The organism is Microcystis sp. M20BS1 (assembly GCF_020245305.1).
Classification (GTDB): domain Bacteria; phylum Cyanobacteriota; class Cyanobacteriia; order Cyanobacteriales; family Microcystaceae; genus Microcystis; species Microcystis ichthyoblabe_A.
On the sequence record NZ_JADBUZ010000160.1, the window covers coordinates 1 to 3,284 of the forward strand.

The 3,284-nt window shown below is 42.5% G+C and carries 4 protein-coding genes and 1 pseudogene; all 5 read left to right on the plus strand.

Annotated features, from left to right (window positions below):
* The first annotated feature begins 271 nt into the window (after window positions 1-271).
* Window positions 272-1,387, plus strand: coding sequence for a TIGR03032 family protein (locus IM507_RS16080; protein ID WP_287637337.1), 1,116 nt, complete (start codon window positions 272-274; stop codon window positions 1,385-1,387).
* Between the two features lie 326 nt (window positions 1,388-1,713).
* Window positions 1,714-1,974: a hypothetical protein gene (locus IM507_RS16085; protein ID WP_002733873.1), complete on the plus strand. Its 261-nt coding sequence runs from the start codon at window positions 1,714-1,716 to the stop codon at window positions 1,972-1,974.
* A gap of 5 nt (window positions 1,975-1,979) precedes the next feature.
* Window positions 1,980-2,336 carry a type II toxin-antitoxin system VapC family toxin gene (locus tag IM507_RS16090; RefSeq protein WP_287637338.1) on the plus strand — a complete coding sequence of 119 codons (357 nt, stop codon included), beginning with the start codon at window positions 1,980-1,982 and terminating at the stop codon, window positions 2,334-2,336.
* A 382-nt stretch (window positions 2,337-2,718) separates the two neighbouring features.
* The gene (locus IM507_RS16095) at window positions 2,719-3,009 is read left to right on the plus strand and encodes a DUF4347 domain-containing protein (protein ID WP_002731600.1); all 291 of its coding nucleotides are present in this window, start codon (window positions 2,719-2,721) and stop codon (window positions 3,007-3,009) included.
* A 53-nt stretch (window positions 3,010-3,062) separates the two neighbouring features.
* Window positions 3,063-3,284, plus strand: a pseudogene (locus tag IM507_RS16100) (hypothetical protein); the annotation flags it as partial.

Here is a 3,284-nt window from a genome sequence, read left to right on the forward strand (position 1 = left end):
TTCAAGACTCGGTTAACAATTTGTAATATTCCTTGTTGACACCCTTACAAAACAAAGAAAAAACTGAAATCAAGTCAGGATAAGGGTTGGAGTGCTTACTGCAAAAATTGTTAAGAAAGATCCCTATAAGGGATAGCTTATTAAGGGGGGCAAGGGGGGATCAAACCTTATTAAGGGGGGCAAGGGGGGATTAATTAGAACCCCTTAGTCAACAAACCATAAACAATAATCAATTATCACAATCGATTCTAATCCATGCAAAAAAAACTCTATGGACAGCTTGCCGCCCAAGACTAACCAGTTTTCAGATACCCAAGAGCCAGCAGCGAGTCCATCTCAGCGCCAAGCAGTGCCGGTCAATTATGAGTACAGCCTCAATCTGCCGGAATTACTCAACCAGCTTGACCTCTCAGTGTTGATTTCCACCTACCAAGCGGGACGAGTGGCCAGCATTGGCACTTATAAAGGACAAATACGGGTGAGTTTCGCCCATTTTGACCAAGCAATGGGTTTAACCCGAACCGCTACCGGAATTGCTGTGGGCGCTCGTCAGGCAATTTGGAATTTACCCGCTAATCGAGAGATTGCCCCCCAGATTAAACCCGAAGGGGAACAGGATATCGCCTTTTTGGCCCGCTCCTCTCACCTCACCGGTCCGATTATGGGTCATGATTTGGCCTTTGGCAGTAATCGCCTTTGGGTGGTCAATACCCTATTTAACTGTCTGGCAACTATCGAAGGAAATTGGAGTTTTCTACCCCAGTGGAAACCGCCCTTTATTACCGAGTTAGTCCCCGGAGACCGCTGCCACCTCAATGGCTTGGCTATGGCTGAAAATAGCGGCACTCCCGTATATGTAACGGCATTGGGGGAAACCAACGAGGAAAGCCTCTGGCGAGAGAATAAGGCCCAGGGCGGATGCTTAATTGATGTGGCTAGGGGAGAGGTGATTTTGCGGGGTTTAGCTATGCCCCATTCTCCCCGCCTTTATCAGGGTAATCTCTATTTCCTCAATTCCGGTTATGGAACCTTGAACCGTTGGCATCCCCAAACTGGTAGCACGGAAATCGTGGCGGAATTGCCCGGTTTTACCCGGGGTTTGGACTGTTGGGAAGGTCACGCCTTTGTCGGGTTGTCCCAAGTGCGGGAAACGGCGGTTTTTGGCGGTTTACCCCTGGATGAGCGGCGTAATCAATTGCGGTGCGGGTTGGCTATTGTCAACCTGGCTACCAGTCAACTGGTGGCAACTTTTTGGTTCAATAGCGGCGTGGAGGAGGTTTTTGCCGTCTCCGTCCTTCCGGGCTACCGCAACCCGGCGCTAATTGGACCAGATACCGACCTCGATGGCACTCAATCGGTGTGGATGGTGCCTTCTTTAGGGGCTTAATTTTGTAATTTTCACCCTATTATTCAGGAAAAAATCATGTCAACTCCTTAAAATGACTAACCCTACTATCTTAGAAGAGCTACTAAAATTAGCAGCTACTGCTAATTCTCTCGCAGAATTTAAGCAGTCTTTGGCAAAAATCAATATCTAGAAAACGGGTTTCTTCAAGAAACCCGTTTTCTGGACTTATGGCGAATCACCTGAATCAGTGAACAGTTGTTAGCCTTTTGGTAACTGATTCAGGTAATTGCATTTGCGTCTCTTGGTTATAATTCACAAACAGGCTATAATGTTAGTAAAACAACGTTAATCTCTAAGGTTTATCAATGACTCAAATATTGATCGAAATTCCCGACGAATTAATATCTCGTTTGCAAGAACAAAAATCCTCGGTTCAAGAGATTGTTATCAAAGCTTTGGAAAATTATGTTCAAGCTGAATTACCAGATATTACTAAGACTCGTACTTGGGAACTTTGTGGAAGTTTAGAAATTGTCCAACCTGAGCCTAAATATATTATCGGACAAGATAATCGGGGTCAAGTTGTAACTAACTACGCTGAAAACATCGATGAAATTATTTATTAAAAATTGTGGACAAAGAAATTATTGTTGATACTTCTGCTTTAATTGCCTTTTTTGTCAAATCTGAAACTCATCACGAAAGCGCTCAAAAACATTACTTAGAAAATCCTCATAATAATTGGATTATTCTCGAATCGGTATTCGATGAAACTGTGACTTGGATTCGGAGCAAGGTATCTAGTCGATCCTCAATCCAAGTGGGTCAAATACTAAGAGAAGATCATCGTTATATCAATGTGTCAGATGGCGATGATCTGGCAATATGGGAAGCTTTCTGTAAGTACAATGATAAAAAATGGAGTTACACAGATTGTTCTATTTTAGTTATGGCTCATCGTTTACAAATATTTAAGGTAAGTAGGTAGGCGTTAAAAGTTGTCAGATCCCCCCGCCTATCGGCACCCCCCTTATCAAGGGGGGCAGGGGGGATCGAACCTAAAATCCATTTTTAATTTAATTATAACCAGCTACTTATTCGCTTTTGATGATCATATTCGTCAAATGGCAGGATTAGGAATTGTTTGTGTCCCATAAACTAATAAAAATACAATTTATGAACGTCGTTCAGATTGCATATCTTGCAACAACCCACGAAACTGAGAAAATGGTTTTTTTCAAGAAACCATGAGAAAACGCCTATTTAGAAACCCGGTTTCTTGTATAAATGTTAATTTTTGTTATAGAAACCTTGAAAAATTCGGGATTGTTTGCACAAAATAGTCGCATTAATCTTTTGCGGTTAACGTCATGACTTCTACCCTTTTGCCGAGCCTTTCTGCTGTTGACGATGTTTTGTGCAATTTTGCTCAATCTGATGGCTTGAGTCAAGCTAATCAGGTGAATAGTGCGAGAAATCAGCGTTTAACCGCTACTGTAGTTTTCCTCGATGCTGGTGTTAGCGATTATCAAAGTCTCCAAGCTGGAGTAATTCCAGAAGTCGCCACCGTTATTCTCTCTCCCAATCAAGACGGAATCGAACAAATATCCGCTTTTTTACCACAAAATCCCCAGATTACCACCATTCACCTCTATTATTAAATCGGTGCGTTACGCTATCGCGCTTCACCCCTAAGAGTAAGCGGACAACTCAAATGAACCAAACAACCGCCAATTATGATGAACCCTGGAAAGAAGCATTAACCGAGTATTTTGAAGCGTTTTTATACTTCTTTTTTCCTGAAGTTCACCAATTGATTGATTGGACAAAAACTCCCGAATCCCTAGAAAAAGAACTCAAACGGATTACCGCTTCAGCAAAGACAAAAAAACGTTTCGCTGACAAACTCTATAAAGTTTGGTTACTCAGGGGTGAA